General features: G+C 66.0%; 25 protein-coding genes and 1 pseudogene. 13 read left to right on the top strand and 13 right to left on the bottom strand.

Annotated elements, in window-relative coordinates; genetic code table 11:
- Positions 1-71: 71 nt before the first annotated feature.
- Together OQF70_RS01035 and OQF70_RS01030 are read left to right on the top strand one after the other, a co-directional pair.
- On the top strand, positions 72-602 hold the full coding sequence (locus OQF70_RS01035) for a 50S ribosomal protein L16 (protein WP_092812684.1): 531 nt from the start codon (positions 72-74) through the stop codon (positions 600-602).
- A 109-nt stretch (positions 603-711) separates the two neighbouring features.
- A complete protein-coding gene (locus OQF70_RS01030) occupies positions 712-1,692 on the top strand; it encodes an ATP-grasp domain-containing protein (RefSeq protein ID WP_280535370.1) in 981 nt (326 codons plus the stop codon).
- A gap of 57 nt (positions 1,693-1,749) precedes the next feature.
- On the opposite strand, the gene OQF70_RS01025 is transcribed toward OQF70_RS01030, so the two are convergent.
- A complete protein-coding gene (locus tag OQF70_RS01025) occupies positions 1,750-2,130 on the bottom strand; it encodes an Hsp20/alpha crystallin family protein (RefSeq protein WP_092812690.1) in 381 nt (126 codons plus the stop codon).
- 204 nt (positions 2,131-2,334) lie between these two features.
- Between OQF70_RS01025 and OQF70_RS01020 the strand changes: the two genes are divergently transcribed.
- Positions 2,335-3,549 carry a phosphoglycerate kinase gene (locus OQF70_RS01020; protein WP_280535369.1) on the top strand — a complete coding sequence of 405 codons (1,215 nt, stop codon included), beginning with the start codon at positions 2,335-2,337 and terminating at the stop codon, positions 3,547-3,549.
- A 5-nt stretch (positions 3,550-3,554) separates the two neighbouring features.
- Here OQF70_RS01020 and OQF70_RS01015 read toward each other — a convergent pair whose 3' ends face one another.
- Together OQF70_RS01015 and OQF70_RS01010 are read right to left on the bottom strand one after the other, a co-directional pair.
- Positions 3,555-4,205, bottom strand: a complete 651-nt coding sequence (locus OQF70_RS01015) for a GNAT family N-acetyltransferase (RefSeq protein ID WP_280535368.1) — start codon at positions 4,203-4,205, stop codon at positions 3,555-3,557.
- A gap of 180 nt (positions 4,206-4,385) precedes the next feature.
- The gene (locus OQF70_RS01010) at positions 4,386-5,450 is read right to left on the bottom strand and encodes a type II glyceraldehyde-3-phosphate dehydrogenase (RefSeq protein WP_280535367.1); all 1,065 of its coding nucleotides are present in this window, start codon (positions 5,448-5,450) and stop codon (positions 4,386-4,388) included.
- 154 nt (positions 5,451-5,604) lie between these two features.
- On the opposite strand from OQF70_RS01010, the gene OQF70_RS01005 reads away from it, so the two are divergent.
- The 4 genes from OQF70_RS01005 to OQF70_RS00990 all read left to right on the top strand — a co-directional run bounded on the left by OQF70_RS01005 (position 5,605) and on the right by OQF70_RS00990 (position 9,130).
- Entirely contained in the window at positions 5,605-6,570 is a 966-nt protein-coding gene (locus tag OQF70_RS01005; RefSeq protein ID WP_280535366.1) for an aminopeptidase, read from the top strand.
- A gap of 188 nt (positions 6,571-6,758) precedes the next feature.
- Complete coding sequence (locus tag OQF70_RS01000) at positions 6,759-7,409, top strand: HVO_0476 family zinc finger protein (RefSeq protein ID WP_280535365.1); 651 nt, start codon at positions 6,759-6,761, stop codon at positions 7,407-7,409.
- Positions 7,410-7,542: 133 nt separating this feature from the next.
- On the top strand, positions 7,543-8,175 hold the full coding sequence (locus tag OQF70_RS00995; protein ID WP_280535364.1) for a protein-L-isoaspartate(D-aspartate) O-methyltransferase: 633 nt from the start codon (positions 7,543-7,545) through the stop codon (positions 8,173-8,175).
- A gap of 85 nt (positions 8,176-8,260) precedes the next feature.
- The gene (locus OQF70_RS00990; protein ID WP_280535363.1) at positions 8,261-9,130 is read left to right on the top strand and encodes a protein-L-isoaspartate O-methyltransferase; all 870 of its coding nucleotides are present in this window, start codon (positions 8,261-8,263) and stop codon (positions 9,128-9,130) included.
- Between the two features lie 81 nt (positions 9,131-9,211).
- Here the strand turns inward: OQF70_RS00990 and OQF70_RS00985 are convergent, their stop codons facing one another.
- The gene (locus OQF70_RS00985; protein ID WP_280535362.1) at positions 9,212-9,688 is read right to left on the bottom strand and encodes an Ig-like domain-containing protein; all 477 of its coding nucleotides are present in this window, start codon (positions 9,686-9,688) and stop codon (positions 9,212-9,214) included.
- 74 nt (positions 9,689-9,762) lie between these two features.
- Here OQF70_RS00985 and OQF70_RS00980 point away from each other — a divergent pair, with 74 nt between their 5' ends.
- The 3 genes from OQF70_RS00980 to OQF70_RS00970 are packed head-to-tail and all read left to right on the top strand — an operon-like array spanning position 9,763 to position 11,344.
- Positions 9,763-10,944: a DUF87 domain-containing protein gene (locus OQF70_RS00980; RefSeq protein ID WP_280535361.1), complete on the top strand. Its 1,182-nt coding sequence runs from the start codon at positions 9,763-9,765 to the stop codon at positions 10,942-10,944.
- Positions 10,945-10,991: 47 nt separating this feature from the next.
- Positions 10,992-11,150 carry a hypothetical protein gene (locus OQF70_RS00975; protein WP_280535360.1) on the top strand — a complete coding sequence of 53 codons (159 nt, stop codon included), beginning with the start codon at positions 10,992-10,994 and terminating at the stop codon, positions 11,148-11,150.
- A 14-nt stretch (positions 11,151-11,164) separates the two neighbouring features.
- Entirely contained in the window at positions 11,165-11,344 is a 180-nt protein-coding gene (locus OQF70_RS00970; protein ID WP_280535359.1) for a hypothetical protein, read from the top strand.
- Positions 11,345-11,509: 165 nt separating this feature from the next.
- Here OQF70_RS00970 and OQF70_RS00965 read toward each other — a convergent pair whose 3' ends face one another.
- Entirely contained in the window at positions 11,510-12,358 is an 849-nt protein-coding gene (locus OQF70_RS00965) for a hypothetical protein (RefSeq protein WP_280535358.1), read from the bottom strand.
- 278 nt (positions 12,359-12,636) lie between these two features.
- Here OQF70_RS00965 and OQF70_RS00960 point away from each other — a divergent pair, with 278 nt between their 5' ends.
- The 3 genes from OQF70_RS00960 to OQF70_RS00950 all read left to right on the top strand — a co-directional run bounded on the left by OQF70_RS00960 (position 12,637) and on the right by OQF70_RS00950 (position 16,038).
- Positions 12,637-13,905, top strand: coding sequence for an ABC transporter substrate-binding protein (locus tag OQF70_RS00960; protein WP_280535357.1), 1,269 nt, complete (start codon positions 12,637-12,639; stop codon positions 13,903-13,905).
- 253 nt (positions 13,906-14,158) lie between these two features.
- Positions 14,159-15,022: a branched-chain amino acid ABC transporter permease gene (locus tag OQF70_RS00955; protein ID WP_280535356.1), complete on the top strand. Its 864-nt coding sequence runs from the start codon at positions 14,159-14,161 to the stop codon at positions 15,020-15,022.
- Positions 15,019-16,038 (top strand): branched-chain amino acid ABC transporter permease, encoded by a 1,020-nt coding sequence (locus tag OQF70_RS00950; protein WP_280535355.1) that lies wholly within the window; start codon positions 15,019-15,021, stop codon positions 16,036-16,038. The genes OQF70_RS00955 and OQF70_RS00950 overlap by 4 nt, the downstream gene beginning before the upstream one ends.
- Before the next feature lie 195 nt (positions 16,039-16,233).
- Here the strand turns inward: OQF70_RS00950 and OQF70_RS00945 are convergent, their stop codons facing one another.
- From OQF70_RS00945 to OQF70_RS00910, 8 genes and pseudogenes are all read right to left on the bottom strand, one after another.
- Entirely contained in the window at positions 16,234-16,926 is a 693-nt protein-coding gene (locus OQF70_RS00945; protein WP_280535354.1) for an ABC transporter ATP-binding protein, read from the bottom strand.
- A gap of 1 nt (position 16,927) precedes the next feature.
- Positions 16,928-17,653: an ABC transporter ATP-binding protein gene (locus OQF70_RS00940; RefSeq protein WP_280535353.1), complete on the bottom strand. Its 726-nt coding sequence runs from the start codon at positions 17,651-17,653 to the stop codon at positions 16,928-16,930.
- A gap of 28 nt (positions 17,654-17,681) precedes the next feature.
- Positions 17,682-18,413: a chromosome partitioning protein ParA gene (locus OQF70_RS00935; RefSeq protein ID WP_280535352.1), complete on the bottom strand. Its 732-nt coding sequence runs from the start codon at positions 18,411-18,413 to the stop codon at positions 17,682-17,684.
- Entirely contained in the window at positions 18,410-19,309 is a 900-nt protein-coding gene (locus OQF70_RS00930; protein ID WP_280535351.1) for a hypothetical protein, read from the bottom strand. Before OQF70_RS00930 ends, OQF70_RS00935 begins: the two co-directional genes overlap by 4 nt.
- 269 nt (positions 19,310-19,578) lie before the next feature.
- The gene (locus OQF70_RS00925; protein WP_280535350.1) at positions 19,579-20,238 is read right to left on the bottom strand and encodes a hypothetical protein; all 660 of its coding nucleotides are present in this window, start codon (positions 20,236-20,238) and stop codon (positions 19,579-19,581) included.
- A gap of 457 nt (positions 20,239-20,695) precedes the next feature.
- Positions 20,696-21,034: a hypothetical protein gene (locus tag OQF70_RS00920; RefSeq protein ID WP_280535349.1), complete on the bottom strand. Its 339-nt coding sequence runs from the start codon at positions 21,032-21,034 to the stop codon at positions 20,696-20,698.
- Positions 21,035-21,348: 314 nt separating this feature from the next.
- Positions 21,349-21,573: pseudogene (locus tag OQF70_RS00915) on the bottom strand (hypothetical protein); the annotation flags it as partial.
- Positions 21,574-25,776 carry an LAGLIDADG family homing endonuclease gene (locus OQF70_RS00910; protein WP_280535348.1) on the bottom strand — a complete coding sequence of 1,401 codons (4,203 nt, stop codon included), beginning with the start codon at positions 25,774-25,776 and terminating at the stop codon, positions 21,574-21,576.
- Between the last annotated feature and the right edge of the window lie 74 nt (positions 25,777-25,850).

The raw sequence follows: 25,850 nt of genomic DNA, 5'->3' as shown, positions 1-25,850 counted from the left end.
CTCTCAGGGGGTGAACGGCCGCCTTTCGAAGGGTTTATTCGCGCAGCGGCGGGTATACTCGACAAGTAACCATGTCAGAAAAGCCGGCCTCTATGTACCGGACGATCAGCAAGCCCTCGTACACGCGACGCGAGTACATCACGGGCATTCCGGGTTCGAAGATCGCACAGCACAACATGGGGGACCTTCAGGCCGACCCCGACGACTACGAGGTCGAGATCAGCCTCCGCGTCGAGGAGACGCTCCAGATCCGCCACGGGTCCCTCGAGAGCGCCCGCCTGTCCGCCAACCGCCACCTTCTCACCGAGATCGGCGAGGGCGAGTACAAGATGGTCCTCCGGAAGTTCCCCCACCAGGTCATCCGGGAGAACAAGCAGGCGACCGGCGCCGGCGCCGACCGTGTCTCCGACGGGATGCGGCAGGCGTTCGGCAAGCCGGTCGGCACCGCGGCACGGGTTATGGTCGACGAAGCCGTCTTCACGGCGTACTGTGACCCCGAGGACGCCTCGGCCGTCAAGGAGGCGTTCCGACGCGCGTACAACAAGATGTCCCCGTCCTGTCGGATCACCGTCGACCGCGGCGAGAAGCTGCTCGTCTCGTAGGATCGATCGTCGATCGACGGCCTCCGGCGTCTTCTTCGGATCGTCGCCCGTGTCCCAGTTTCGACCATCGTCGCGAGGCTTATCCCCGTTGCCCCGTTCGTGTGGATCGATGCTTCGGCTCGCGATGAGTACCCGTTCGGAAACCTTCGAGCGCGTTCGTGACCCCCTCGCGGACCGCGGGATCGAGGTGGTTCACCTCCGCGCGAAACAGCGGCCGATCCGGGTCACCGACGCCCCGGATGCCCCCGCCGATCCCGTCGAGCCGACCCCCGACGCGGTCGACGTCGGCTTCGTCTATCCGACGCGACTGATGGAGGGGGCGGCGCTCGACGCGCGCCTCGAGATCCCGTGGGTCAACGACCGCGACGTCGTCCTCACCTCGCGGAACAAGGGCGGCGTCACGAGCGCGCTCGATGCGGCCGGCGTCCCGGTTCCTCGGACCGTGATGGTCTCGAACCCGGTCGATGAGGCCGCGGTACTCGATGCGGTCGACGCCGCGGGGCTGTCGTATCCCCTCGTCGTCAAGCCGAACTCCGCGACCCGCGGCGTCGGCGTCGCGAAGGCGGCCGACCGGGACGACCTTTCGGGGACGATCGACTACCTCGATCTGATCCACGACAATCCCGCGACCGGGGATAAGTCCTACCTGATCCAGGAGTTCCTCCCGAACGCGCGCGACTACCGGCTGATGGTGGTCAACGGCGAGTGTCTCGGCGCGGTCGAGCGCCGCCATCCGGCCTCCGGGACGGCGTCCCGCGGTGATGATGACGCCGTCACGGTTGATACAGCCGACGACGATGCCGCCGCCGCGATCGACGCCGACGGCGCAAGCCGGTGGAAACACAACGTCCACCGCGGGGCGACCGCGACCGCGATCGATCCGCCCGAGCGCCACCGGGCGATCGCGGAACGAACCGCGGCCACGCTCGGGATCGACTATCTCGGCGTCGACCTCCTCGAAACGGATGACCGGCTCGTGGTGACCGAGACCAACGCCCGGCCGACGGTGGACGCCGCCGAGAAGTACGCGGAGGAGTTTTACGACCGGCTGGCGGCGCTCATCCGGCGAACCGCGGCCGGCGGTGGCTGATCGGAGGCCGAGCTGTTCGGACTTCGGGAACGGCCGGCACTGGCTTCCCGCCTCACCTCACGCAACGTCGATCGACGCCGAGTCGTCCGCACGGTCGAACGTCACTTCGAGGATCCCGTTGTTGAACGTCGCGGACGCCGACCGCTCGTCGACGCGGACCGGAAGCGAGACGCGCTCGTCGTACTCCCGGCGGTCCGAGGCGGCCGACACCGTCAGCGTCTCGCCGTCACACTGCAACGAGAGGTCCTCCTTGGAGACGCCGGGCAGGTCCGCGACCAGGCGCACGGTGTCGTCCTCGACGTACGTGTCCACGTGCGTCTCCGTGCCGAAGCCCGCGTCGTCGGCGTGCTCGCCGTCCGCGTTGGCCATCTGGTTCATCATCCGTTCGATCTCCTCGAAGAAATCGCCGAACGGATCGTCGCGGTCGTCTCTGTCCATACGCGAAGGCAGGGCTGTGAGTCGGATAAGCCTTCTGTCAGCCGCGGTTTCCGCCGTTTCCCTGCGCCGCATATCGTCACCGACGGGGCGACGAATCGGGCGAATCGATCGTTCCGTGACTGCCACGCACCGCCACCGTGTGAACACACGTCATCCCGAGTGCGTTTCCCCACGGCTAAGTGAGCCCTCTTCGTTCGGGCACGTATGGCACCGTTCAAGACGCTCGACGACCTGCCGGGCGACGCCCGCGTGCTGGTGCGTCTGGACCTCAACTCGCCGATCGAGGACGGACGACCGCGGGACAACCGGCGGTTCAAACGCCACGCCGCCACCGTCCGGGAGCTCGCCGAGCGGGGGCATCCGGTCGTCTGTCTGGCCCACCAGGGACGGCCCGGCAACGACGACTTCGTGTCCCTGGAGCGACACGCCGATCTGCTCGAATCACACGTCGGCCGCGAGGTCGCCTTCGTCGCGGACACCCACGGGGCGGCCGCCCACGAGGCGATCGAGGCGACCGATCCGGGTGAGATCCTCCTGCTCGAGAACGTTCGAATGGCCGATGACGAGCTTCCCGAGGCGGACCCCGAGACCAAGGCCGAGACCGAATTCGTCCGCTCGCTCGCACCGTACTTCGACGCCTACGTCAACGATGCCTACTCGGCGGCCCATCGTGCACACGCGTCCCTCGTCGGCTTTCCGCGCGTCCTCCCCGCCTACGCCGGGCGAGTGATGGAGGCCGAGTACGAGGCCAACACGGCGATCGCGACCCGCGAGTTCGACGGTCAGGTGACGATGATCATCGGCGGGACGAAGGCGATCGACGTCATCGACGTGATGGACGCCCTCGAGGGGAAGGTCGACCGGTTCCTGCTCGGCGGCGTCGCCGGCGAGCTCTTCTTGCGCGCCGCCGGCCATCCGATCGGTCACGACCTGAAGTGGATGGATCTCTTCGACGAGCAGTGGGACCGAACCCACGAGACCGTCGAGACGCTGCTCGCGGAGCGCGGCGACGAGATCGAGCTGGCGGTCGATCTCGCCTACGAGGACGAGAACGGCAACCGAACCGAGATCGATGTCGATGACGTCGAGGAGAAAACCGACGCGTACCTGGACATCGGCTCGGCGACGGTCGACGCCTACGACCCCGTGATCCGGGGCTCGGCGGCCGTCTTTATGAAGGGGGCACTCGGCGTCTTCGAGGACGAACAGTTCGCCGACGGCACCGTCGGCGTCCTCGAGACGATCGCCGATACCGACTGCTTCTCGGTGATCGGCGGCGGCGACACTTCCCGGGCGATCGAACTCTACGGGCTCGACGAGGACGACTTCTCACACGTCTCGATCGCCGGCGGCGCCTACATCCGGGCACTCACCGGCGAACCGCTGCCGGCCGTCGAGGAGCTGCAACGAACTGCCTGAGGCGGTCACTTGGCCCGCAGCGCCGGCGGATGCTGGACCTCGATCGCCGTCGCCGTCGACAGCGGCAGTCGCATCTCGATCTCCCGTGCCTTGCGCTCGACCACCTCGAACCCGAGCCGCCGGTAGATGCCGCAGGCCACCGAGTTCGACGGCTCGACGGTCAACTCGATCGCCTCCCGTCCGTTCGCCGCACCGAGGGCGATGATCTGCTTGCACAGCTCGGTTCCGAGCCCCCGACCGTGGTAGGCCGGCCCGACGAAGACCGCGAGTTCGGGGTCGGCAACGTACGTCGGCGTGTACACCGCGTGGCCCGCGATCCCGTCCGGTCCGACGGCGACGACGTTGAGTCCTCGGTCGAACAGCCGGTCGAGCCACGTCTCGATCTGCCGATCGTTGACCGGCGGGAGCCCCTGGGCCCGCTCGGCCGAGGTGAACGTCCCGTACATCTCACGGAGCCCGTTCCGGTCCGACTCGGTTGCCTCCCGGATCGTCCAGGGCGTGCCGTGTTTGTCCACGAATCGCGGACAGCGCGGCGGACAGTGTGGCGTCCCCTCACAGTCGTCGGGGGCCCAGTACGAGCAGGCGGTGGCTCCGGAGTCGTCGGGGACGTTTGCGGTCTCGGTGGTGTGGCCGGCGGTCTCGTCGGGATCGGTCATAGGGTTGGGTGGTGTGGCCGTATGCGGTGTGCGAGCTGTTCTCGTCGTACGGCCATACCTATGGGTCCGACGTACTTCAATGCGACCGCGAACATCTTCGGTCACTTCGGCAAAACGGGACGGCAACGAGTCGACCGATCACCACCAATCGACGGGATCCGTTTCGGGCGTCGGTCCGCCTCAGTCGTCGATCGGAACCGCTTCACGGTCGCCACGGGCGTCGAACAGGCTCTCGAGCCCGACGCCCAGCGCCTCGTTGGTTCGCTCGATCGACGCCGCGGCGTCGACGTCGGTCACCATCGCGCGGATCGCGTCGATGTTCTCCGGGATGACGTCCGACTCCTGGTGGACGTTTTGGAACAGGTACAGGTCCGGTCCCTCCATCCCGACCGACTCCGCCCAGACGCAGTTCTCCCAGAGGTCGCCACGGGGGCGCCCCGAATCGAGGGCGTAGTCCTTCAGCTTGCCCGCGCCGTCGATGTCGGCGGTCTCGGGGATCGTGAAGATCCGTGATTCGTCCGCGAGGAGATCCAGGATCGCTGCCTCGTCGGGCTCCGCCTCGAGGGTGACGTTGAGGCTGTGGGTGTGCATCAGCGTCGTCGGGGCCTTCAGCGCGAGCGTGTCGATGTCGACGTCGGGGAAGATCGTGTTGACGTCCGGGCCGTGGTGGGAGGGGATCGAGACCGGATCCGGAAGCACGTCGTTGACCGGTCCGCGACCCGTCTCGGAGGGATCGCCGCTGCGGCGGACGAGGGTGACCCGCACCTTCTCGATGCCGTACTCCTCCTCGAGCGGGGCGATGACCCGCGAGAGAGCGGTCGTGTTACACGAGACCACGCGGACGTAGTCGGCGTCGCGGGCGTCCTCGAAGTTCGACCGGGCGTTGAACGAGACGTCGGCGATGTCGGCGCCCTCGCCGCCCTGGAAGATCGCGGGTGTGCCGTGGTCCTCGTAAACGGGTCGGTTCTTCGCGCCGATGTCGCTGGGACAACAGTCGACGACGATGTCGCTCGCCTCGATCAGCTCCTCCAAGCCGCCGGCGACGTCGAGGCCGGCATCCGCGAAGGCGTCAGCGCGGTCATCGATCGCGGCATAGAGGTCGTAGCCACGTCGAACCGCGGTTTCGGCCTCGTAGTTCGGGCGGGTCTTCGCGACGCCGCTGACGGTCATGTCCGGCTGGGCCGCGACCGCGTCCGCGACACGTTTTCCGATCGTTCCGTATCCGTTGACGCCCACGTGGATCATACCCGGAAGTCGGCCCGCGGCCCGTATAATCGTTACGAGACCGTCAGTGACGGTCGTTGGGAGCCGTTCCCACCGATCGGCCGTCATCGACGACCGATCGATATCGGCACCGCGAGAGGCAAACGCTAACGGGATGGACGTTCCACCGTGGAGTATGTCGAGCGACGTCACCGACGCCGACCTCGCGACCGCCGCCGACACCGCCGTCGGGCAGTGTCTGAACCTCGCCGCCGACGAATCGATCGTGATCGTCACCGACGACGAACGCCGCTCGATCGGCGAGGCTCTGTACGCGGCTGCCTGCGACGTGACCGACGACGCGACGATCCTGCAGTATCCGCCGGGCGAGCAACACGGCGGCGAGCCCCCCGCGGCCGTCGCCGAGGCGATGGCGTCGACCGACGCGTTCCTCGCACCGACGACGAAAAGCATCAGTCACACGCGTGCACGCGGCGACGCGTGCGAGGCCGGCGCGCGCGGCGCAACCCTGCCGGGGATCACCGAATCGGTGTTCGTGACCGGGCTCGACGCCGATTACGCCGCCATTGCGGATCACTGCGCCGCAGTCCACGACCGGGTCGCCGGCGCCGACACGATCCGCGTTACCACACCCGCCGGAACCGACATCACGTTCGAGCCGGGCGACCGCGAGTGGAATACCGACACCGGAATGGTTCACCAGCCGGGCGATTTCTCGAACCTTCCCGCCGGCGAGGTGTTCGTCTCGCCGGAGACGGCCGACGGTACCTACGTCGTCGATGGAACGATGCGTCCGCACGGGCTGCTCGCGGACGACGAACGGCTCACCTTCGAGGTCGAGGACGGCTTCGTCACCGACATCTCCGACCCCGCCATCCGTGAGCAGGTCGAGGCGGGGGCCGAGTCGGTCGGCCGGGACGCGTACAACCTCGCCGAGCTCGGGATCGGCACCAACGTCGGCGTGACCGACCTCGTTGGATCGGTCCTTCTCGACGAGAAGGCCGCCGGAACCGTCCACATCGCGCTCGGCGACGACGCCAGCATCGGCGGCGACACCGAGGCCCCGCTGCATCTCGACGGGATCCTGCGGGACCCCACAGTGTACGTCGACGGCGAAGCGATCGACCTCCCGTCCGCCTGAGCACGAGCAATGAACGGGCGTCCGCCCCTCGACCGTCCGTCGGCGCTCCACCTGATACGCCTCCGTCGGCGTCGATCGTCCAGTCGGTGTTCGTCCGGTCGGCATTCCTTCCCGACGCACGCGCGAGTCACCCACACGCGCCGCCCGACACACGCGGGTTTTTACGCGTCGACGGGATAACGCCACCAATGAGCGATACACGCGAACGCGTCGGTCTCGTCTGCCCGTCCTGTTCGTCGGGCGAGCCGACGGTCCACGAGGTGCTCAGTCCCGGCGGACAGGCGACCGTCAGGTGCACCGACTGCGGTCACACGCACAAAACCGAGATCTCGGAGCCGGAGACGGAATCCATCGACATCGTCGTCTCACAGGACGACCAGTCGTTCACAACGACGATGGAGGTTCCTGCCGACACGTACGCCGAGGTCGGCGGCGAGTTCGTCGTCGACTCCCCGGAGGCGCTGTTGCAGGCCCGGGTGACCGACATCGAGGTCGGCCCCGAGGAACGCGTCGAGGAGGCCGATGCCGAGGACATCGAGACGCTGTGGACTCGCGCGGTCGACAACGTCTCGGTAAAGGTGACGCTCCATCCGTCGGACGGCAACCGCGACCGAACGCGCCCCCTCTCGGTCGCCGTTCCGGGCGATTACGAGTTCGAGATCGGCGAGACCGAGACGTTCGGCGATGAGGAGTTCACCGTCGAGGGCGTCCAGATCCGTGAGAACGCTCCCGACTATCGGTTCGACAAACTCGATCACAAAGGCGACATCGCCTTCGCGAAGGACGTCAAGCGCCTGTACGCGCGCGATGAGACCTCGACGGCCTGGTCGGCCTGGTGAGCTGCCTCGGCTTTGATCTCCGTGATCCGCCGACCAGGTAGATCCAGCCGGCTGATCGACTGATGTTCTCCTCGATAGACGGGAGTCTTGTGGGACCACAGCTTTCAGGATTCTCTCCGTTCTATGGTACCATATGTCACTCAGCGACGCTCGCGATCGCTTGGTCGAGCGACTCCGGGAGCGGCTGGACGTCGACGAGGCCGTTCTCGCCGCGATCGGGTCCGTCCCCCGCCACGAGTTCGTCCCCGACGCCACCGTCGAACGCGCCTATGCCGACCGTCCCTTGCCGATCGGGTCGAACCAGACGATAAGCGCGCCGCATATGGTCGCGCTGATGGCGGACCTCCTCGACGTTTCGACGGGCGATCGCGTGCTCGAAATCGGGACCGGTTGTGGGTACCACGCCGCCGTCATCGCGGAACTCGTCGGCGAATCCGGACACGTCTACAGCGTCGAGTACGTCGATGCGCTCGCCGCCGCGGCCCGCGAGCGACTCGATCGGCTTGGGTACGCCGCCGTCGACGTTCGCGTCGGCGACGGTCGGGACGGGTGGCCGGAGTACGCACCGTACGACGCCGCCTCCCTCACCTGTGCCGCCGCCGAGGGAATCCCGAACGCGATCATCGAGCAGACACGTCTCGGCGGGCGGATCGTCGGTCCGGTCGGTCGACGAGGCGATCAGGAGTTGATCCGGGTCACCGTTCAGTCGGACGGCCTCGACCGTGAGCGACACGGCGGGGTTCGGTTCGTCCCGATGGTCGGCTGACGGACCCGGATCGCTGCCGGTTCGACGTCCGTATGCCCCGCCGTCGAGCGTGCGGTTCATTACGACCCACGCCCGACCGTCGAGTATGGACGAGACGACGTTGCGGGCGGACATGATCGAGCGCCTCGAACACCGCCTCGATCGGCCGCTTGATGAGCGGGTACTCACCGCGCTGCAGCGTGTGCCCCGCGAAACGTTCGTCTCGGAGTCCCCGTACGACGATCGGGCCGGTCGCGAACACGGCACGCGAACGCTTGCGCCCTCCACGGTTGTTCGGATGATCGCCGCCCTCGATCCCTCACCCGGCGAGGAAACCCTCGTCGTCGGCGCCGGCGTCGGCTACACGGCGGCGGTGCTTGCGGAGATCGTCGGCGCGCGCCACGTCCACGCGATCGACATCGACCGGGAGATCGTTCACGTGGCGCGGTCGAACCTCTCGGCGGCCGGCTACGACGCCGTGCTGGTCGATCGGCGGAACGGGTCGACCGGTCTCCCCGAGTACGCGCCGTTCGACCGGATCCTCCTCGAGGCCGCCGTCGCCGACCCGCCACGCGCCCTGATCGAACAGCTCGATCCCGATGGCCGGTTGGTCTTCCCCAACGGGACCGGTGAGCAGACGCTGCTTGCCGTCGAACCCGAGGCAGGGGGTGCCGGTGACGCCGGCGGCGATGGCTCCGACGGTCTCGATGGCGCCGACGCCACCGATGGTGCCGGTGGCGTCGACAGATCGGACCGGCCCGCTTCGCCGACGTCCCCGTCCGCCGGCCGCCGTGGCGGCTACCGCGTCCGTGAACGGGCGGGTCCCGTTCGGCTACAACCGATGCTTGCCGACGGCGAACGCGGCCCGATCGAGCGCAACCGTACCCGCCGTGAGGACGCCGAACGCGCCGTCACCAGCGCCGCCTCTCGGCAGGGGTGGGAACAGAACTGGGTCGATTGGGACGATCACCGGTGACCGTCTCTCCCGTCACTGCTCCGTCACCGTTCCGTTCACTGACATCCGTCATCGTTCCCATCCGCCGGCTGCTTGGACCGGTCATTCCCGCACCACCAGCACGTTCGTGTTCTCGCGATCGTCGGTGTATTCGCTGCCGGCTGGCGGCTTGACGTCGACGACGAGGGTTCCATCGGCCTGGTTGGGGCCGAGCCTCGGATCGACGGTTACGGTCGCGGTGCCGGACGCGTCGGTTCGTGCGGTCGCCACCGAATCGATCCGAGCGGTCTCTCCACGAACCACGACGGTTGCATCGGCGACCGGTTGCCCGTCGGGATCGACGACGGTGAACGCGATCTCCTGTTCACCCGGCGTCGTCACCTCGGGTTCCGGCTGGACGTCCAGTTCGATCACCGCCAGGCCCTCGATCCCACTCACCATACTCATCATCACGCTCAAGCTCGCGACGCCGACGACGAGCGCGATGACGAGGCGGATCGGTAACCCCTCGATCGCTCGTTCGTCACGTCGGAGATCATCGAGCCCTTTTCGGATCGCTGACCCGGCGGTTTCGATCATAGGCCGTCTGGTCCCGGATTCGTATATAAACACTCGCCCTCCGGTTTTTATCTGATGGCGACACACCGACCGTAATGTTCGATCACGGTGAATCGACCGGCGTGTGCGGCCGTACTGGTGTCTCCGGGACGCACACGCACTCCTCGTCACAGGCTCCACGGCTGGATACGGCATCGTCGGAGGACACACGCTCGACTGCGACACCGGCGGACGCGGCACCGTACGTACTCGGTCGGGAACCGGGAACGGGCGGGCCACGCGCTCATCTCGGTGCGTTCCTCGCCCGTGACGGGAGCGCGGGTGCTCCGGTCGGGATCGACCTCGATGGGCCACACGCCGGAGTGCTGGTCGGGAAACGCGGCACCGGCAAGTCCTACACGCTCGGCGTCCTCGCCGAGGAGATCGCGACGACCGCCGGCGTGTCGCCGGTCGTTCTCGATCCGATGGGTGCCTTCGACGGCCTCGCTGCGCTCCCGGGTGGCCGGGTGCTTACGGCGTCGATCCACCCGGGATCGCTGCCGCCCGATCGGTGGCCCGAGATCGCGCGTCTCGATCCCGCGCAGCCGGCCGGGAGCCTTCTCTGGCGGATCGTTGAAACGATCGCGGACGAGCCGGGGCCAGTGTCGATCTCCGCGATCCGGCAGGCCGTAACCGACGCCGACGTACCCGTGGAGACGATCCGAACCGTCCGAAACCATCTCGACCTGCTCGCGGCGTGGGACGTCTTCGACGTCGATGCGCCGTCGGTCGGCGCGATCGTCGGCGGCGGTCCGACCGTGATCGATTGTCGGTCGCTGCCGCCGGCCGCGCTGGACGCCATCGGCTACGCGATCGCGCGCGGGATCTACGATCACTGCGTCGACACCGATCCCGACGTCTTGCCGTGGTTGCTCGTTGATGAGGCACACGCGTTCCTCGACGGGATCGCCGCCGACGCCTTTCGGACGCTGTATACCCGTGGTCGGGCGCCCGGCGTGAGCGTCGTCTGTGCGACACAGCGTCCGAGCGCGCTTCCGCCCGTCACGGTCTCCCAGTCGGATCTCGTTATCGCCCACCGGTTGACCGATGACCGGGACGTTGAGGCGCTCTCGACCGCCCAGCCGACCTACCTCGCGACCGATCTCGCCAGCACCCTTCCCACCGGCGTCGGTCGTGCACTGGTCGTGGACGACGCCACCGAGGACGCACAGACGGTCCGGATCCGTAAACGCCGAACCGATCACGGCGGCACGAGCCCATCCGTCAGCGATCGGTAGGTACAGGCGTCTCACCCACGTAGGGGCGATCGTGACCGCCGAGACAGATGGTGCCGATCCGGATGCGGATGACCGGCCCGACGGCACGGACGGTGACCGCGATCAGGATGATCCTCGTGCCCAGGATCGCCGTTCCCAGGATCGTCGTGAGACCGATCGTCGATCCGAGGCTGTCGATACGTCGGAGCTTCGACTCGACGAATTGACGCTCCCACAGCGAGTGTTCGTCGCAGCGGTACAGAACCCGTTTCGCGGCGTTCTCATTGCGCTGCTGTTCGGCTTTGCGTTCTCGTTTTTCATCGCGCTGTGGCTCGCGTTTCCGCGGCTCGCGGCCGGATTCTCCCTTGCCACGCTCGTCATCGTTGCTGTGATCGTCGGCGTGGTTTCGCTGTTGCGATAAGCGGGAGCCGGGAGGCCGGGGCTTCGAGACACCACGATCGGGGAACGCGATCGAAAACAACCACCGTTGAGGCAACGGATGAGCACTGCTTGGAACCGATCCGATCCGAATACGGGTCGTGGTCCGGGGCGGTCGGCGGACTGGACCGTTCCTCCGAACGCGTTTTCAGTACCGCGACGGCATGAACGCGAACGCGATCAGGAACATCATGAGGCCGATCGAGACCCACTGAACCCGGGTCAAGCCGGACATTCGCTGTTCGAACTGGTCGATCTGGGCTTGCTGTGCCTCGTAGGACTCCATATCGCTTGACAGCGACACGGTCGAACTGTCCTGGAAGATCACGACGAAGTCCGTTCCGCCGAGCGTCACCGTTCCCTGTTGGCTCAGTTCCGCCGAGGACGTCTCGACGGTCTCCCACCGAAGCGTCGCCTCGCTCGCGGTAACGTTTTCGACGGTTGCGTCGTGCTCGTCGTACGTTATCGTTTCACCCTCTGCGATCCGCCGTTCCTCGGGCTCCGGGAAGTACTCCTCTGCCGGGACGAGCGTCGCGGACCCGGTTTCGTCGCGAACCACGACGTATTCCTCGCCGTCGCTTTGGACGGTCTCGTTGTCGGCGGACGAATCGTTCTCGAGGATCGCCGTCCGGTCGAGTTGGTCCTGTAGCGTGACTGTGTCGGGGTCCTCGCCGTCGATCACGACGCGCCAGTCGTTTCCGTCGTAGGCCACGGTCGAGTCGTTCGCCCACGTCGCCGACTCCTCGACTGTTCGGTTCCACTCGATCGTTCCAACCAGTGTCGTGGTCGTTGCTCCGTGGCTCTCCGACGTTTCCTCGGTTACCTCGGTGACGGTGTACGTCGTCCCGTTGTACTCGAAGGAGTCACCCGCACCGCCCTCGAACGCCGGGTTATCGAACGAGACCTCCGGAGCGTCCGCAGTCGCCGTAAGTGTGCCCGCTGCCGCGCCCACCAACAGGAAGAGCACGGCGTACACGGCTACAGCGCGTCGTTGCATAGTTCCAGCATAGGCCACCCGGCGTATAACGGTTACTTTCCCTCTCGCGGATCGGGAACGCCGGTAGCGCCTTCTTCCCGGATCGCCTCCATCGCGGCGAGCGGAATTCACGTTTTTCCGAGAGTTCTCGATCGGCGTTCGGGCCCAGGTTGTTCGACTCGTCCACGCTGACGCCCCTACCGTATGACTACCGCCTGACGGCTCCGGTGTAATATGTTAAGCAACATATATACCGATAGTTTAAAACCGTCATAGACGCCTACTGGCAGTAGGTATCTATGGACAGACGAACCTTCCTGAAGGCAAGCGGCAGTGCAACGAGCGTTACCGTCCTCGCAGGCTGTATCGGCGGAAACGGTGGCGGCAACGGCAACGGAAACGGCGGTGGCAACGGCAACGGAAACGGCGGTGGCAACGGCAACGGAAACGGCGGTGGCAACGGTGGCGGTTCCGATGACCCGATCGTGATCGGCGCCATTCAGCCGCTGTCGGGGAACTTCGGTCCCTGGGGACAGGCCCACCAGGCCGGTCTTGAGTACGGGATACAGGAGATCAACGCCGACGGCGGGGTTCTCGACCGCGATCTGGAGGTCGTCTCAAACGACACGGCAAGCGATCCCTCACAGGCGGACAGCTACTTCCGGGAGTTCGTCGAGCAGGACGACGCGGTGGCGATCACCGGCGCCGTTTCGAGCGACGTCGGGATCCGGACGTCGGACACCGCTCAGGAACTCGAAGTCCCGAACTTCCTCCATATGGCGGGCGCTGACGCGGCGATCAACGACCAGCGTCAACACTCGTTCCGCGTCGGTCTCCTGCCCGCATCGAACACGATGATCGCGCAGTCGCAGCTCATCGAGGAACGCGGCTACGAGAACATCGGCGCGATCGTTGGTGACTACGCGTGGGGGCGATCGATCCAGGCCGCGATGGAGGAACAGTTCGGTGACGACGTCCAGATCGAGGTCGCGCCGGTCGGCACGTCCGACTTCCGGCCCTATCTGCGGAGCTTCGACGAGGACATCGAGTTCCTGAACGCGACCGGCCACCCGCCGGGTAACTTCACGATCACCCAACAGGCGTTCGACATCGGTCTCGATCCGGACGCCATCTCCGGGTCCGGCTTCCCGCCGGGCGTGATCCAGGGCGCGCTCGGCGACCTCGCACAGGAGGCGTACCTTCACTACCACATGTCCGACTACACGACCGACGAGTACGTCGGCGTCGCCGAGGGGTTCTCGGAGGAGTTCCCGGACCAGGACTTCGACACGCACCACAGCTACGGGTACGTCACCGCACATCTGCTCGCGGCGGCGATCGAGGAGGCCGGCGAGGCGACCTCGGCCGCGATCACCGAGACGGTTCGCGAGATCGAGTTCGAGACGCTCTACCCCGAACCGCTCCAGTACACGAACGGCGGCGAACCGGACGGGCAGGTCCAGATCTACAGCGAGTTCACCACGGAGGCGCCCGACTACGCGCCCGACCGTGACTGGGGACTCTCGGAAGTGTTCCGTTCGGATCCGCTTCCGGCCCGCGAGTACTGATCCAGGAGACGAACCTCGGGTCTTGACTCTCGACCCGCGTTCGGCGACGCCTGGCTCCGCGTTCGGCGACGTCCGTATTCGGGTTGGAGACCATCGAGCCCCGTTGGACGCGGCTGCGACGATCCCCGGATCGGCCCGGGTCCCGACGGTCGGATGCCTCACGCCGCGGTCTGCCGACTATCGAACACTCACGAGCGAACAACTAATCCGTAAGGTATACGATGACACCACATCGCAATAGGCGTAGAAGTATATGGTAGCAACTAACACTTTGATCGCTGTCGGGATCGACGGGATCGCATACGGGATGTTCCTGGCGCTTTTGGGCGTCGGGATCACGCTCGTGTTCGGGTTGGGTGAGGTGCTCAACCTCGCGATCGGAATGTTCGCGATCCTCGGCACGCTGATGGCTCACTACCTGTCGACGACGGTCGGTCTCGGATCGGTGCCGGCGTTCATCCTCGGCGTCGGCCTGGTCGGGATCCTCGGCGTCGCCGTCGACCGAACGCTGCTGTCGCTCGTGTACCGCTCGGACGGAGAGGAACGGATCCTATTGGGGATCTTCGTTACCCTCGGCCTCTCGATACTGCTTGAGGGAACGTTGACCAACTTCTTCCCCTCGCGATATTCGCTCTCGCTCGGGTTGCCCCGCATCGACGTCATCGGTATCACGATACCCGGGTCCTCGATCCTCGTCATCACCGTCTCAGCGGTGGTGCTCGTCGCCCTATTCGCGTTCCTGCGCGGGACGTTCCTCGGGAAGGCCGCTCGAACGGTCTTCCAGGACGAGGTCGGCGCGTTGCTGATCGGGGTCGATCCACGACGCATCCGGGCGATCGTGTTCGTTCTTGCGACTATCGTTGCCGGCATCGCCGGCGTCGTGTACGGCACGAGCGCGACCCTCGGAGTCACGAGCGGCTTTCAGTTCACGATCTTCGCGCTGATCGTCTCGATCGTCGGCGGCATCCGAAGCATTGAGGGAACCGCCGTCGCGGGGATTCTGCTCGGGATCGTCGCGACGTACGCGAACTTCTTCATCGGCGCGTATCTCGCGAGCATCATCCTGTTTATGACCGCAGTGATCATCCTTCTGGTTCGACCGGTGGTGGGAGAATGACGTCGCTACCGCTTCCGCGGACGGAACGCACGTGGACGGGCGTGATGGCCGTCGTGTTGGCCCTTGCCCCGCTTTTCGTCCTCGAGAGCACCACGTATCTCCGGCTGTACAACCAGTTCCTCATCTTTGCGCTGTTGGCGATCGGCTTGAACATCGCCTTCGGCCACACCGACCAGCTGTTCCTGTTTATGGGTGCGCTCGCCGGCGGCGCGGCCTACGTGATGGCTGTTCTCTCACAGGACGTCCTCGGGATCTCCCCGTGGCTTCTGATCCCCGTCGGGATGGCCGCCTCCGGCGTTCTCGGTGCTCTCGTCAGCTGGGTCTCCGCGAAACGAAATCTGGGCGTGATCCTCATCTCGATCCTCACGTTGAACCTGCAGTTGGCCCTGACCGAGGCGTACGTCGGGCTTCGCAGCATCACCGGCGGGAGCACCGGCTACTCGTTCGGTGGGCTCGGACTCGATTCGATCGGCTCGATGCTCGGCGTAAACCGGTTCGCGGTTCTCTCGTACCTTCTCATCCTGTTCGTCGTTCTCGCACAGTTGGTCTACGTCCGCCTGATCGCGGGCAAGTACGGCCTCGCCTTCGAGGCGATCCGCGAGGACGACCTCGCCGCCGCCTCCATCGGCATCGACGTGGTTCGGTACAAGACGGTCGCGGGGTTCCTCGCGGCCGCGCTCATCGGACTCGGCGGGATCATGATGGCGGAGTTCCAGGGGACCGTCCTTCCGGGCGACTACGGATTCGCGGCGATCGACGTAATGGTGCTGATCATGCTCATCGTGGGCGGCATCCGTACTACGTTCGGCCCGGTCGTCGGTGCCGCCGTCGTGTTCGCCATCGAGGAGCTGCTCTCGCCGGTCGGCCAGTGGGAGACGGCGATCTTCGGCGCCCTCCTGATCGTTTTGTTCCTCTACTTCCGGGAGGGAATGATGCCCGTCGTCTCCGATGCCGTCGACCGGCTCCGTGATGGGGACGAACCGCCGTCCGCCGGTACAACTGACGGTCATTCCTGACCGTCACCGTCACAATCGTCCGTCGAACACCCAACCGGCGTCGCTCGTTCGTCTCGGCTGAACCCTCCGCCATTGCTGAACTCGATGACGTGATCCCGATCGACGTGACGGTCACAGCGCTTCCAATCGATCGACCACCGAGAAGATACGTTCGCGTCCCCGGTCCGGGAATCCGATCCGACCGTCGAGACGGCGCTAGAGGTAGGCGTCCTTGACGTGTTCGCTCTCGAGCATCCCCTGTCCGGTGTCCTCGTGAACGATCTGTCCGTTCTCGAGAAGGTATGCGCGGTCGGCGAGATCGAGTGCCTTGTCGACGTGTTGTTCGACGAGGAGGATCGTCGTCTCGCCGCTGATCTCGTCGATGATCTCGAAGACGCGCTCGGTGATCTGGGGGGCCAGCCCTTCGCTCGGCTCGTCGAGCGCGAGGATCTTCGGCTCCGACATCAGTCCGCGGGCGATCGCCAGCATCTGCTGTTCGCCCCCGCTCAGCGACCCGGCACGCTGTTCGGACCGTTCCTCGAGGATCGGGAATCGGTCGTACATCTCTTCGATCCGGGCGTCGATGTCCTGCCGGCGTCTGTAGGCACCCATCTCGAGGTTCTCGCGGACCGACATTTCCCCAAACAGGTTTCGCTCCTCGGAGACGAGCACGAACCCGTGTTGGATGATCTCCCCGGGGTCGAGGTCGTCGACGTCGTCGCCCCACAGCGTGACCGATCCGGAATCGACGGGGTGGAGGCCGCTCATCGTCTTCATCAGCGTCGATTTACCGGCGCCGTTTGGACCCACGAGCGAGACGACCGTGTCCTCCTCGGACAGCTCCAGGGAAACGTCCCAGATGACCTGCATTCGGTCGTAGGAGACGTCGATGTTGGAGAGTTCGATCATCTCAGACAGCGCTCCCGAGGTATGCCTCGACGACCGCGTCGTCGTTGCGGATCTCCTCTGGGGTTCCGTCGGCGATCAGCTCGCCGCTCTGCAGGACGAGCAGTCGGTCCACGGTACCCATGATGGCGTCCATAATGTGTTCGATCCAGAACACCGAGATTCCCCGTTCATCCCGGATCCGTTCGATGCTCTCGGAGAGTTCGGCCACCTCGCTGGGCGTGAGCCCGCTGGCGATCTCGTCGAGCATAATCAGGTTCGGATCCGCAGCGAGCACGCGTGCCATCTCGAGCTGTTTCTTCTGTGCCAGCGGGAGCGCGCCGGCTTCCATCTCCGCGTGTTCGGCGAGGCCGAGGAACTCGAGCGACTCCATCGCCCGATCCCGGGCCGTCTCCCGGTCGATCGATTCGGTCGTTCCGAACGTCGCGCCGGCGATGGCGTTCTCGAGGACGGTCATCTCGTTGAACACGCGGACGATCTGGAAGGTCCGGACCAGTCCCAGTTGGGCGACCTCGTGAGTCTTGACTGCGAGGAGGTCCTGTCCGTTAAACCGGATCGAACTGCCCTCCTCGGGCGTCAACACGCGGGTTATCGTGTTGAACAGGGTCGTCTTTCCGGCCCCGTTCGGCCCGATCAGGCCAACGATCTCCCCGTCGCCGATCTCGAACGAAACGTCGTCGACGGCGACGAGTCCGCCGAACTCCTTGCGGACGTCGGAAACCTCTAGCATCGTTGTGCATAGACGGGTCGAGGCTGTCTTAACCCTTGTGAAGGACTGCCATTTCTTGTGGGATGACGTCCCCCTCACCGATCGATCCGGCACCCATACGGACGTTCGATCCCGCCGTCACTCGGTTCGCGATCGCCAGTATTGCCCGTGCAGTTTCGCTTCTGGGTTGTGAGGCGACGATCGGGCGCTCCTCGATCACTGATCGACTCAATGCGACGTCCTCGGGAAGCTGCTCCACGGGTGCCCCGAGCACATCCGCGATCCGATCAACCGGCGTTACGTCCTCCGGCCGGTTGAGCGCGACCGCCGCCAGTCCGGTCCCGAGTTCCCGAGCGAGCTCCCGCGTCCGTATCGCGTCCGGAAGTGCAAACGATCGCGGTGAGGCGACGAGTAGACACCGATCCGCGACGGCGAGTGGAACGCCGGCGTCCGCGCGGCGTCCTGCGGGACAATCGACCACGACGATTCCACACTCCCGCTCGATCGTCCGCAGCGCGTCACCAAGACGGGTGAGGTCGCTCGCTCGCGCCCCCGCAAGCGATCGACCACACGGAAGGACGGTGACCGGTCCCTGCCGGAGGCAGTCACGCGGATCGGCACGTCCGGCAAGCACGTCGTGGAGGTCCGTGCCCGTTGGTGCCGGCAGGTCGGCCATCCCGAGATCCGCATCCACAACGACGCCGTCGCAAGCCGCAGCGAGGTTGTACGCGATCGTCGTCTTTCCGACGCCCCCTTTCCCTCCGACGACCGCGACGATCACGCGAGCCTCCGAAGGGCCGTGATCGGGACGTCGAGACGGTCGTGGCGGTCGATCACCGCATCCAGCCGGTCGCGAAGCGTCTCGAGCGCCTCGACCTCGGCCGCGATCCGGTCCACGTCGGATTCGAGAGCGTCCAGGCCGCCCGTCTCGGCCACGGCGGAGGTGGCCGTCTCGAGGTCGGTATCCGATACGACCGTGAATCGGTCGAGCTCCGCGCTCACGGTCTCGATCCGCCGTTCGACCGTCCCGATGGCCGTCTCGTCCGGAGCCCGGTCGAAACCGACACCGTCCGTATTCGGGCCGAGGTCCGGGTCATCCACGTTCGGATCGTCGACCGGTTCGTTCGTCGTCGTTCCGCCGTCGGTGCTTGCGGAGCCATCCGCCCGGGCCGCCGTCCCGCCTTCGGCCGTCGTTTCGCCTTCGCCGGTAGACACCGTTTCGCCGTTCGTGTCTGCGGGTGGCCTCCGTGTCCCGGTCGCCCTCGCTCGGTCCGTGGGGCCGTCGATTCCAGGTACACAGTCCCGCGGCGGCCGATGGTCCCCGAGGGTCCGGATCGCACGCTCGGCGGCGGCGTTCGCCCCCGTTCCGTCTGCGTCTCGTCGACCAACCTCGTCCTCGATGGGTTCGACCGACTCGATCGTCATCGGTCGACGTTCCGAATCCATCCCCGTCGCACAGACGTACCCGAACCCGACTCGCGAGGATCCCTCGATATGGCAGGTGTACCCCGAACGGTCCCAGCCGGGTTCGGGAACGCCGTGACGTCGTGGTGGCACCACCGGGCCGTCCAGGTCGTTTCGGAGCCGAACCAGCTTCGCCTCCGGGCCGTCGTTACACAACAGACACGTCACGATCGCCAGCCCGCCACGCCGTTCGACGTTCCACCTGAGGTCCATGGCCGGTCTGGCGCCCGTTCGTATCTAAAGGTCAGCACGACTCGACCGGCTCCGCCCAGTTCGAGTCGACGCCATCCACCCCTTTGGTGCCGTGCCGCGATCGATCGGTGTTTCACGGGTGGGCGATGGTGCGCGGCGCTTGCTCCGTCGTATCGATGGCTGATCGGACCACCTCACAGGCGAACGATCGGACCACCTCACAGGCGAACGATCGGACCACCTCACAGGCGAACGATCGGACCACCTCACAGGCGAACGATCGGACCACCTCACAGGCGGACGATCGGGACGCCGAGCGCGAGGGCTGCCGTCGCGATGTCGTCCCCTTCATCTCCCCCCGCTCCGTCGGACTCCGTGCCTACGGCCGGGTTGCCGACCACGACGATCGGTGCCCGCCGCCCCGCAAGCGAGATCGCGGCGATCTCGGCGATCGTCCGTGGCCCACACCACTCTCCCGGCCGCGATCCGGCCTCCACCGCGATCGGAAGCCCTTCGAGCGTCGATCGAAACGCCGGATGGACCGCTGCGGCGAGTTCACGGCGGGCCTCCCGTTCCAGATTCGCGATTTCGTCCTCAAGCCGGAGACGGCGCTCTCGCCGGTCCCGATCGTGTCTGGCGGCCCGCCGGGCCCGATCGAGGTCCTGTTTCGCCGCAATGCGGGCCGTCTCCGCTTCCGAGAGTTCCGTCAGCGTCGCCTCGAGATCCGCACGGACCGCTTCCCGGTCCTCTTCGAGCTCCCGACGGGCGGTCAACTCCCCGCGTATCGTCGCTGCCCGCTCGCGGAGGTCGTGAATATCCGCGCCGACTGATGCGACCTTTCGTCGCGCATCCGCGAGATCGACTGCTGGGAGATCGATCTCCTCCAGTCGGCGCCGACGAGCGGCGATCGTCGCCCCGACCGAGGCGACGTGGCCGCGTTCGCGTGCCACGATCGCGAGGAGCCCGCGCAGCGATCGTCTCGCCGGGACTCGATCGAACGCGGTTGACGTCGACGGCCGTACACACGCGATCGTGACACAGGTCGTCTCGTCCTCCGCTTTCGGGACGGTCCCGGAGTCTCGGCTGACCGATCCCACGGTCGGTTCCCCGGTCTGCGCTCTGGACCGCCTCCTGGGTCGTCCCGCCGTCGCTGCGGGTCGGATCCGGTCCAATACCCGTTCAACTCGCGGATCATTCGAGTTGCTCGCCGGGGTAGCCGCGCTGCTCGCCGGGTCTGCCGAAGCGATCGACGAGTCATCCGCGACGATCGCCGGCCCAGTTCCGTCGATCGGGTCCCACGACACGTCGCGGAGGTCCACCACCGTGCCCGACCGCTCGACCGGGCCGATCCTGACGCGTATCGCCGGCGTGGCTCGCGTTCGCTCCGTCCCCGTCGCGATCCGGGACTCACAGCGGTCGCTCACGCAGCGTCTCCGGATCCGGATGTCGAGTACCGGCCGCGAACTTCGCGTACGGCGTCGCGGGCGAGTCCCGTGCCGCGTATGCAGTCGCTGCCTCGCGGACCGCGGCGTCCACCGCCTCGAACTCGTTGAACGGCGACGTCCGTTCGATCTGCACGTCACCCCCGTGTGCGGCCCGTAACCGCAGCGCCAGAAACGCGCCGTATGCGGTCCCCTCGAGCACCGCTGCTCGCCCAAACCGGCGTACCACCACGTCCTCGTGGGATCGACACGCGTTCCGCAGCGCCGTCCGTGCCGCCCGCGAATACACCATCACCAACAACATATATCCTAATTATATAGTCTTAAATTAAATCTATTGGTAGCAGATATAAAGATCCGAACCCACGGTCAACACGTCGTGCCGTTCCCAACGGTCGAGACGGCCCCCTCAGCCACGTTTGGGCATATCGGCTTCGGGGAGGGTGATCTCACCGAGGGCCGTTGCCACGGGCGTCACAGTTTTTCGACGTCGAACCGGATCCGATCGCCGTCTTCGGTGCCGTCACCACCCTCAGTGTGCTCCGTGGTTCCATCCCCCGGCTCCGCGTTCCTGCCCGGGACGTCCCCGTTTTCGTTCGGGTCGGATCGAACGAGTTCCAGGATCCGCTCACGCGCCGCCGCTTCCGAGGTTGCCACGACGACGGTTCCGTCGATCGCGTCGGATCCGTGCGCCCGATACACCGCCTCGGGTCCCTCGAACTCCGTCGCGTACGTGCGAAGGACGGCGACCGTTCGTCGTTCCGTCTCGGCGAGGCTCGCCTCGCCGTCCTCGAACCGCCGGAGGGCATCCTCGACGTTTCGGATGGCGGATATTCGGTCCATCTACGTCGTTCGGAGGTGGTTCTGTGTCGGTTCGTAGACCTCCCCCTTCCGGCGCAGCTTCTCGATCTCGTCCTCCGCCTTCGAGGGATCCATCCCGACCTCGTCGGCGCGGTCGATCACCTCCTCGACGGGTGCCCCCTCCTCGTAGTCCTGCTCGATGTCCGCGATCAGCGCCTTCAGGTTCTTGATCCGGTCGCGCTGGCTCTTTGAGGTCCCCGTCTCCACGACGTCGGCGTCGAACTGGCCGGTTTCGGGATCGACGCCGATGTCCTTCAGACACGACTCGACGATGTCGGTCGCGCGGTCGGCGTCCTCCCGGTCGACCGTGTCCGAGAGTCGGACGCGCGCGCTCGCCTCCGCGAGCCGGACGAGCGCCTCCAGCTTCCGCGCCGTAACGGGGACCGGCGCGTCCTCGTCGGCCCCCTTCGATCGGAGGTCGACGTAGAACTCCTCGATCACCGCCTTGGCCTCGTCGGTCATCGTCGGGTAGCAGTTCCGTTTGGCGTAGGCGATGTACTTCCGGAGCAGGTCGGCGTCGATCGCCGGCGCCACCTCCTCGGTGACTGCATCCACCTCCGCCTGCGTGAACTCCGAGGTCGTCAGCTCCTCGCGTTGGGTGTTCAACTCGCCGGCGTAGTTCGTCTTCAGGATGTGTTTGGCCAGCCGGCTATCGTGTTCGGGATCCGGCTGGTCGGTGACCGTGAAGATGAGGTCGAACCGAGAGATGAGCGCGGGCTCTAAGTCGATCTGCTCGCCGATCGGCTCGTACTGGTCGAAGCGGCCGTACTTCGGGTTCGCTGCGCCGAGCAGCGAACACCGGGCCTTGAGCGTCGCGTTGATCCCGGCCTTCGAGACGGAGATCTTCTGCTGTTCGAGCCCCTCGTGCATCGCGGAGCGGTCCGACGACTCCATCTTATCTAACTCGTCGACTGCGGCGATTCCCTTGTCGGCCAACACGAGCGCGCCGGCTTCGAGCGACCACTGCTGGCCGTCGCCGAAGTCATCTCTCACCGCAGCGGCCGTGTTGTGGGTCACGAGACCGTTGGCGAGGAAGTTGTGCGTGTCCGGAACCGTGAGGTCGAACACCTCCTTCTCGCCCGTGTTCTCGGCGGCGACGACCTCGTCCCAGACGAGGTCCGCCTCGGCAACTTCCGCCACCACGGGACCGACGTCCCCGAGATCGAGGGCGTCGACGATCGACAGCGCACGGTCCCGACTCGGGTCGTTCCCTCGATTCAGGTTCTGCCAATACGCACTCGTTCCGCCGTCGGCTCGGGTGAGTGCGTCGCCGATCGGCAGGCGTTCACCGCGTCGAGGAGCGTCACGAACGATCCCGTCCAGCGCGGTCGACTTCGCGGTCGAGCGGAACCCGATCCGGTCCGCGAAGGCATCGAGTTCCTTGCCGTAAATGGCGAGGTGTGTCTGGATCGACGTCGACTCGATCTCGTGGCCATCGGCACGCTCGTAGGTCCCGCGTCGGTCGCGGTCGCGCGTTCGGGCTCGAACGCCGTACGTCTCCAGCATCAGCTGGACCTGTTCGGCAAGGTCCCGACAGACGGTCGAGAACTGCACGCTGGACCCGCCATCATCGCGGCCACACACGGACCCGTCGGCGTCGAACAGCCCCTGCAGGAACGCGTCGGCGTGTTCGGCCGTCGTGAGTCCGGGATCGAGTGACACGTCGTCTTTCGGCGATTCGACGCCCACGTTGCTGAAGAATCGGGCGACGGTCGCGCTGTGGAGTCGAATACAGGGAACGCGGTCGTCCTGACGTTCGATGTCGACCGACTTGTCGAACTTCGCCTCGATGATCTCCGCGGCGTGCTCCAGCAGTTCCTCGTCGGAGTTCGAGAGACGGACGTGGCCACGATTCTCGTCCCGGCGGGAGACCATCACGTCGCCATCCCCGAAGACGAGCCCGATCAGGTACAGCAGATCGGCGTCGAACTCCTCGGGGATCGCGACGCCGTCACCGTGGCGAAGCATCGCACGGTCGACGTCGACGTCGTCGATGTCGGCACCGATCGCGTTCACGATGGTCTCGAGCGTTTCGAGCGAGAGGTGGCGGTTCGAGAGGGTGTCGTAGATGACGTCCTCGGTGAGGCCGAGTTCCGCGGCGGCCGCTCGCAGCGTCCCGAACTCCTCGCGGAGTCGCGTCCGAAGGAACTCGATCGCCGCCGTGGTCGGCTTGAGCTTCTCCTCGGTGAACTCCACGTACTCGCGGACCGGCGGCGTCGACCGCTTGACGTCCGTGTACTTCGGGACGGCCACGTGGTCGCCGGGATCGACGTCCGAGATATCACGCCAGCCGATGCCGTCCGCATCACAGACGAGGACCGGGGTGTTCACCGACGCTTCCAGGTCCTTCCCGTGTGCGGTTTCGATCCGACGGCACGGTTTCTCGGGCATCCGCCAGACGTGGGAACTCTCGGCGAGTTCCACCGCTCCGCTCTCCCGATCGAACGTGTAGAGGTCGTAGTCCGCCTCACGGGACGTCTCCGTGTCCACCGGGTTCGGGTGGTACTCGCTCGCCAGATCCCGGATCGGGACGAAGCCCTCCGCCGTGTGGATCGTCGTGTCGCCGGTGACGCACAGCCCGGCCGCGCTGGAGCCCTTCCCGGAGGTATAGACGGATCTGGGGGCGATGTTCTCGACGTAGGAGATCATCTGGGAGTTGTGCGAAATGACCCCGTTCGAGACGTAGTTGTGGGTTCCCGCGATCTCGAGGTCGTATACCCAGTCGTCCTCGGGTTCGACCGTACCGATCGACTCGATACGGTCCCAGCGAACTGCGTGGGTGAATCCGCCCGCCTTCGAGGTGTCGGTCGCCTTCGTCCCTCCGTCGGTGACCGTCCGCGGGGCGACCGCGACGTGGTCCCCGACGTCGAGTTCCTCGGCACGCCGGGGGTCGTGCGTTCCGACGTCGGGCTGAACGAACAGCGGATGCGACGGCGTCACGTCGAGTTCGTGTCCGGACGCGGTCTCGATGCGATACATCGTCTCGGGCGCCTCGCGTTTCCAGACTTTCGTCGCGCTCGCGGATCCGATCGTCCCGTCCGATCCGAGGGAGGGGACCTCGAAATCAACCGTATCGAAGACGCCGTCATCGATCGGTTTCGGATCCTGAAGGTTGTCCTCGACGACCTCACGTATCGGTCGCTCCCGCCCGTCTCCAAGCGTCACGCAAGTATCTCCGTCGAGACACTTCCCCGTACCCGGATCCCCGATCAACAGCATATGCAGGTCCCCGCGGATCCGTGACCCATCGGGGAGATGTTTGGTGACGCCGGAGAACAGCTGGAGGATCATCGCGAGCTTCTCCTCCTCGTAGCCGTAGATCGCGGGGGCGATGGAGTCGGTCATCCGGCCGTAGACGTCGGGGTCGTTCGAGAGCTCGATGATCTCCTCGACGTCGTCGGTCGTGATGTCCATGTCCTCGAACTGCTCGTCTTCCACCGTGATGGAGACGCCGTCCATATACAGATCGAAGATCGCGGACTTCTCGTTGCCCTGCTCGACCTGCTCGATGTGGAGGACCCCGACGGCGGTGACGTGGTCGCCGGGGGTAACCTTGCCGGTGATGTCGTCGACGACGTTGACGTCGATCGCCTGTGGGGTCTCGCCGCCGCGGAGCCCCTCGGGCGACTCCTGGATCCGGAGCTTCTGGGAGTCGACGAACTCCGACTGGTCGAAGTTGACCCGGAATGGGCCCTGCCGCTCACAACCCTGACACTCGTGGGGTTCCTGGAAACCGCCGTCGCTTTGGGGGATGTAGGTCATCGTCCCGCAGCGTTGACACTCGAAGGCGGCATCGGTGATCTTGGGGCGGACGTCGGTCGCCTTGCGGACGATCCCCTGTACGGAGACGAGCGTGCCGATGTGGTCGTCGTGGACGCGGATGCCCCGGATGTCGGTGCTGTCGGGGAGGTTCTGGATCCGAACGTGTGCGCGACCGAGGCTGACGTCGGCGGGGAGGTCGTAGAGCCGCAGCGCCTCCTCGGCGTACTCGCGGAGCTGTTCGGGCTGGCTGCGGAAGTCCTCCGCGAGGTCGCGATCGAACTGGTAGAGATCGTCGTAGTCGATGTAGAGGGACCGTTGCTCGTTGGGGTACCGCTGTGCCAACTCGCCGACGGCCTCGCGGTAGTAGTTCCGGTAGAACTGGATGAACCGCTCGGTGAGATCCTGGTTGCCGGCCTGAGCCATTACGACGCGCCTTGGTCGTCATCACTGAAGAACCCTCCCCTCCGGTCGGTCGCCGTGGTGATCGATGGCGTCGA

It is taken from the genome of Halopenitus sp. POP-27 (assembly GCF_029889855.1).
Classification (GTDB): Archaea; Halobacteriota; Halobacteria; order Halobacteriales; family Haloferacaceae; genus Halopenitus; species Halopenitus malekzadehii.
The sequence above is the reverse complement of the archived record's forward strand: the minus strand, read 5'-3'. Positions and strand labels throughout refer to the sequence as shown.